Below are 5,433 nucleotides of genomic sequence, written 5' to 3'. Positions count from 1 at the left end.
GTCATCCGCGTTATCCGCGTCTGAAAAATTGCTTGCATTGCGCAGCAACCTAACTCAAGCTCCGCTTTGCTAAGTATATAAAATAATTACAACGAAGTACTTAAAGAAGAAAACAACCCGTCAGTCGCGGAGAATATTTTGCAGTAATACAGGTTCGTCAGTTGTAATGAAGTCAACGTTCTGACCGATAAGCCACTCCATATCTTCTTGACTGTTTACTGTCCACACGTTTACTTTCATACCGAGTTCGTGACATTGTTTGATCCATTCGGGATGTTTTTTGAATACGGAATGATGGTAGTCGGGACCGGCAAGACCCATCTCTTTCAGTTCCTGCGGCGTGAGGTTGCCATCCAGATAATACACGGGAGTACCTTTTGGAGCCAGGCGGATGAATTCTCCGCAGGCATGGCGGGAGAAAGAAATATATTCGGTACGTTCTTCCAGCCCCATGTCTTTTATCAGTTTTACAATCTGTTCAACGGCGGATGTCTCCCGTTCGGGAGTTTTGTGGCTCTTTAATTCCAGGATAAGACGGGTTTTCAGTTGTTTGCCCTTATCGAGGTATTGTTGCAGGGTAGAAAGGTTTTCACCGTTATCAAGTATATTAGCCGTATACTCTTTCCCGGTGGAAGCTTCCAGACGGACACCGTTGCGCACTCCGTCATGGTCAACTACGAGTTTATTATCGGCAGTGAGCCAAACGTCGAATTCGGAGCCATAACAATGGATGGAGTCGGCTTTTACCAGGGCGGCAATGCTGTTCTGGGCGGAACCGTCGGTTTTCCAGAAACCACGATGGGCGATAACTTGAGTGTTTTGGGCATGTAAGGCGCCATAGATGACAAATAACAAGGTAGAAGCAAATAACAGTTTTCTTAATTTCATAATTGCTCATTTTTAAAAATCTGCTGCAAGTTTACGAAATATATTTCATATATAATATTTCGTTTATATGATATTTTATTTATAAGATGACTCTTTTTTCCGTTTTTTATTTTACTTTTGCACACACATTTATTTTTTTAATACCTCAATTGTTTTAGATGAATACGCAGACAACTTACCTTGCCTCTAAGCCACATTATGAAATCCTGGACGGGTTGCGTGGTGTAGCGGCTGTTATGGTTATTATTTTCCATCTTTTCGAAGCGCATGCAAATGGTAGTCACCTTACGCAGATTATCAACCATGGCTACCTTGCAGTAGACTTTTTCTTTATGCTTTCCGGTTTCGTTATCGGTTATGCTTATGACGACCGTTGGGGTAGGATGAGTATCGGTACTTTCTTCAAACGCCGAGTCATCCGTCTGCATCCTATGGTGATTATGGGTAGCATTGTCGGTGCTGTTTTCTTTTTCTTCCAGAAATCGCCTTGTTTCCCGGCAATGGATAATGTTTCGGTAGGAACAGTACTGGTAATCATGCTTTATGGCTTTACGTTGCTTCCTCTTCCCTTGAAGTGGGATATCCGCGGGTGGATGGAAATGCATCCGCTGAACGGGCCGGCATGGTCGCTTTATTACGAATACATCGGTAATATACTGTATGCATTGTTTGTTCGTAAGTTTAACAAGACTGCTTTATCCATCCTTGTTTTTCTGGCAGCTTGTGCAACCTTGCATCTTTGCCTTACCGCACCCAAGGGAGACGTTGTGGGAGGCTGGGCGTTTAACTGGGATCAGCATCATGTTGGTATGGTTCGCCTGTTGTACCCGTTCTTTGCCGGATTGCTGTTATCGCGACTCGGTTGGTTGATACGGGTTAAGAAGCGGGCGTTCTGGTGGTGTAGCCTGATGATTGTTGTCATTCTATCCGTTCCACGTATAGGTGGTGAAGATGGTTTCTGGATGAACGGATTATACGAAGCGTTTTGTATTATTTTCATCTTTCCGGTTATTGTGTCTATGGGTGCCGGAGGCAAAGTGACAGGTAAACGCTCTGCCGGAATTTGTAAGTTCCTGGGAGATATTTCTTATCCTGTTTATATCACACATTATCCGTTGATATACACGTATACGGCGTGGGTATGCAATAACAATGCAACCATAGTCGAAGGTATTCCTTATATGATACTCACTTTGGTTGGCTCTATAGCTCTTGCCTACGCTTGCCTGAAGCTTTATGATGAACCTGTACGCAAATGGTTGACGGAACGTTTTCTGAAAGGGGGACGTAAGGCTAAATAAGGTTACAAAAAAGGTGGTAGCAAAAGTTTAAGTCTACTGTTTTTTATCCGCAGATAACGCAGGCAACACGGATTAGGTTTTAAATAAATCTGTGTTATCTGCGTTATCTGCGGACGAAAGATATCTTTTTAGCCTTGCTTATTCTTCCCGGTAATCGAAATAATCGAAGTCGGCAAATGCCTTCGACGAAGCCGAACCGGATGTAGCAAACATGCCTAAGATGACGCCTGTGAAGCCACCTGCTGTTTCAGTGCTGAGGTAACGCGTGTTCATCCTGCCTATTTCCTGGAAGTTTTTCCCATCGGCGGAATAGCCGAACGAATAGACTTCGCTATTACCCTTTACCTGAAGCTGTATTTTCTTCTTCGGAAGGACAATTTCCTTTTCTATATGCTTCAGTTCACCCAATTGGTAACATAGTACGAGGACTTGTTCGCCTTTATTGTTCTGTTTAACAAACAGGTCATAATGGGAATGAGTTTCCATATATACGGTTAATCCGGCCTTATCTCCCGCTTCGCCTTTCTGCAGTTCCACGGAGGTTCCGGCAGTAAAGTCGATATGCTGCTGGCGGCGGCCTACGAAAGTGGGAGTATCCGTACCGTTTAGGTCAGCGGGTGTTGCCTTCAACCGGAGCGCTTTGGAAGTAAAGCTATAGTTCTCTTTTTTCGGGTTACGCAGGTATATCCATTCATACCCCAGCCTACCAACTTTGAATTCAGTACGGGTGGGTTTCTTGGCAAACGGCTGTTGCGGAAGGGTAGGCACGTTCATTTGCAGCTCTATCGTACCGTTTCCATTAACAACAGGCCAGGCATTCTTGTCCCAACGAACGGGTGCAAGGAATGTTTCACGCCCTAACAGATGGTGAAAACCTGTTTGCGGACGGAAAGCGAGGCACACCATCCACCACGAATCATCGGCGGCTCTTACCAGGTCGGCATGGCCTGTTCCCTGTATCGGATTATTCTGGGCATTCTTATCTATATGAGTCAGGATAGGATTGGCAGGATTGCTTTCATAAGGACCATTAATCGTATTGCTACGCGCAATCGTCACTTTGTGGCCATATTCCGTGCCACCCTCTGAAATCAGCAGATAGTACCATCCGTCTTTCTTATAAATATGCGGCCCTTCAGGATGCCGTCCTCCTGTACCGTTCCAGATAGTCTTTGATTCATTAAGCTGTTCTCCGGTCTTCGGATTAATTTCGCACAGAGAGATGCCTGCATTGGGATTGCTGACTAAATAACACTTCCCGTTTTCGAAATAGAGCGAGGGGTCGATGCCACCTTGTTTAATCCATACCGGTTCAGACCATTCACCACGCGGGTCGGTGGTGTGAACCAGGAAATTCCCTCTGTTCGAGACATTGGTGGTAATCATGTAGAATGTTCCGTCGTCGTAGCGGATGGTAGGTGCGTAGATACCTGCCCAGCAGTTTGTATTGGCAAGATTTACTTGTGATTCACGCGTCAAGCAGTTTCCTATTTGTTCCCAGTTGACGAGGTCTTTGCTGTGGAATATAGGCACTCCCGGGAAATAGCAGAAACTACTATTTACCAGATAAAAGTCATCTCCAACCCGGCAGACGCTCGGATCGGGGTAAAATCCCGGGATTACAGGGTTTTGGTAACCTTGTTGCTGGGCATGAGAGAAGGATGTTAAGCCCACTATCCCCATGATAAGTAGAATAATTCTTTTCATTGATGTATTTTTTAAAGAGGTTATATTATCAGATACCGGGAGGCTATGTCAGCATTTTAATCTACTATCTTTCATCCGCAGACGGCACGGATAACACAGATTAGGTTTTAAATAAATCCGCTTAATCCGTGTCATCTGCGGATGAAAATATCTTTTTGATAGTGTACTTTACTTTTGATACAGCTTCTCCTTGCAAATATAAGAGCATTATTAGCAACCGGCAAATGAAGATTTACCCGAAATGGGGAAATGCAACATTACCATACCTTATTGGAAACGGATTATTATGTTCTTCAAACAATGTATTCCTTGTTTGACCTTGTAGTTTACATCAATTTGAAGCGCATTCTCCATCGTTTGGCTTCTTCGTTCCAGTCGTGGCTGATGACTTTGAATGTTCCTATTTCGGATGTATTTCCGACATGCGTTCCCAAGCAGAGGCATTCATCATAATCGCCGACCTTCACTATGCGTACTGTTTCCGAAGCATCATCCGGCAACCTTTTCAAATCAAAACGTCCTTGCGCTTCTTCCTGGGTGATGAACTCCGTTGTCACTTCCAGCCCTTGGGCTATTACCGTATTTACGGTTACCTCTAATTTCCTCACATCTTCTTCCGTCGGAGCTGTTTCCAACGCATAGTCCAGCTTACTTTTCTTTCTTTCGATATGGGCTGATACTGATCGTCCGCATCTGAAAAGGTTTATCATCGTACGGTTGATGATGTGTTCGCAGGTGTGCATCGGAGGGTACTCCTGCTTGTTGTGGTCATTTAATTGCAATTGTTCCCGGTTCATTTTATTTCTATTTTATTTCTATTTTATCTCCTAAGAAATGAGGTTGCTTATTCATTGAAATATCAATAAACATCTTGACTCTGGCAAGGTATTCGCGCAATCGGGTTTTAAATCCATAGTATTTTGAAACATCCTGGGCGTTGTATCCTGTTGCGTGAATTCCATATTCTTGAGCTAAGTATATAGCCCTTTCGTTATGAAATTGCTGGCTGATTACGGTTATAGAATCTTGCCCGAATATTTCCCTGGTACGTACAACGGAGTCTAATGTCCTGAATCCTGCGTAGTCCAGATAAATAAAATCTTTCGGTACGGATTGCCGGATTAATGCTTGTCTCATACTTTCAGGCTCGTTATAATCTTGCCTGCTGTTATCTCCGCTGATAATGATATATTTTATTTTTCCGGCTTTGTATAATTTAACGGCAGCGTTTATGCGATAGGTGAAGTATAGATTGTCTTGTCCATTTTGGAGTTTTGGAGCTGTTCCCAATAGAAGAGCGGTCTGGCAATATGGGATTTCCGCCACTTCATCATACGTTTTATTGGCGACTGCATTCTCAATTGTTTTGTTACAATAAACGATGGCACCAATGGCACACAGGAGAAGGACGATACATGAAATGAGAATCTTCTTCTTCGAGAAGATTTTCTTTAATGTTTTCTTTACGCGGGACATATTCGGTATTTTAGTTAGTCGCATTTACATCAATTTTTATATTAAGTAGCTGTTCATAATT

General features: G+C 43.4%; 5 protein-coding genes. 1 reads left to right on the top strand and 4 read right to left on the bottom strand.

Annotated features, from left to right (window positions below; translation table 11 throughout):
* Positions 1-120: 120 nt before the first annotated feature.
* Entirely contained in the window at positions 121-888 is a 768-nt protein-coding gene (locus B2Z67_RS13140; RefSeq protein ID WP_291530293.1) for a glycerophosphodiester phosphodiesterase family protein, read from the bottom strand.
* A gap of 158 nt (positions 889-1,046) precedes the next feature.
* On the opposite strand from B2Z67_RS13140, the gene B2Z67_RS13135 reads away from it, so the two are divergent.
* Positions 1,047-2,189 carry an acyltransferase family protein gene (locus B2Z67_RS13135; RefSeq protein WP_291530292.1) on the top strand — a complete coding sequence of 381 codons (1,143 nt, stop codon included), beginning with the start codon at positions 1,047-1,049 and terminating at the stop codon, positions 2,187-2,189.
* 138 nt (positions 2,190-2,327) lie between these two features.
* Here the strand turns inward: B2Z67_RS13135 and B2Z67_RS13130 are convergent, their stop codons facing one another.
* The 3 genes from B2Z67_RS13130 to B2Z67_RS13120 form a co-directional block, all read right to left on the bottom strand.
* Positions 2,328-3,896, bottom strand: a complete 1,569-nt coding sequence (locus B2Z67_RS13130) for a glycoside hydrolase family 43 protein (protein WP_291530291.1) — start codon at positions 3,894-3,896, stop codon at positions 2,328-2,330.
* Positions 3,897-4,222: 326 nt separating this feature from the next.
* Entirely contained in the window at positions 4,223-4,693 is a 471-nt protein-coding gene (locus B2Z67_RS13125; protein WP_291530290.1) for a hypothetical protein, read from the bottom strand.
* 7 nt (positions 4,694-4,700) lie between these two features.
* On the bottom strand, positions 4,701-5,372 hold the full coding sequence (locus B2Z67_RS13120) for a SanA/YdcF family protein (protein ID WP_291530294.1): 672 nt from the start codon (positions 5,370-5,372) through the stop codon (positions 4,701-4,703).
* Positions 5,373-5,433: the final 61 nt, after the last annotated feature.

The organism is Bacteroides sp. UBA939, from assembly GCF_002293435.1.
Classification (GTDB): domain Bacteria; phylum Bacteroidota; class Bacteroidia; order Bacteroidales; family Bacteroidaceae; genus Bacteroides.
The sequence above is the reverse complement of the archived record's forward strand: the minus strand, read 5'-3'. Positions and strand labels throughout refer to the sequence as shown.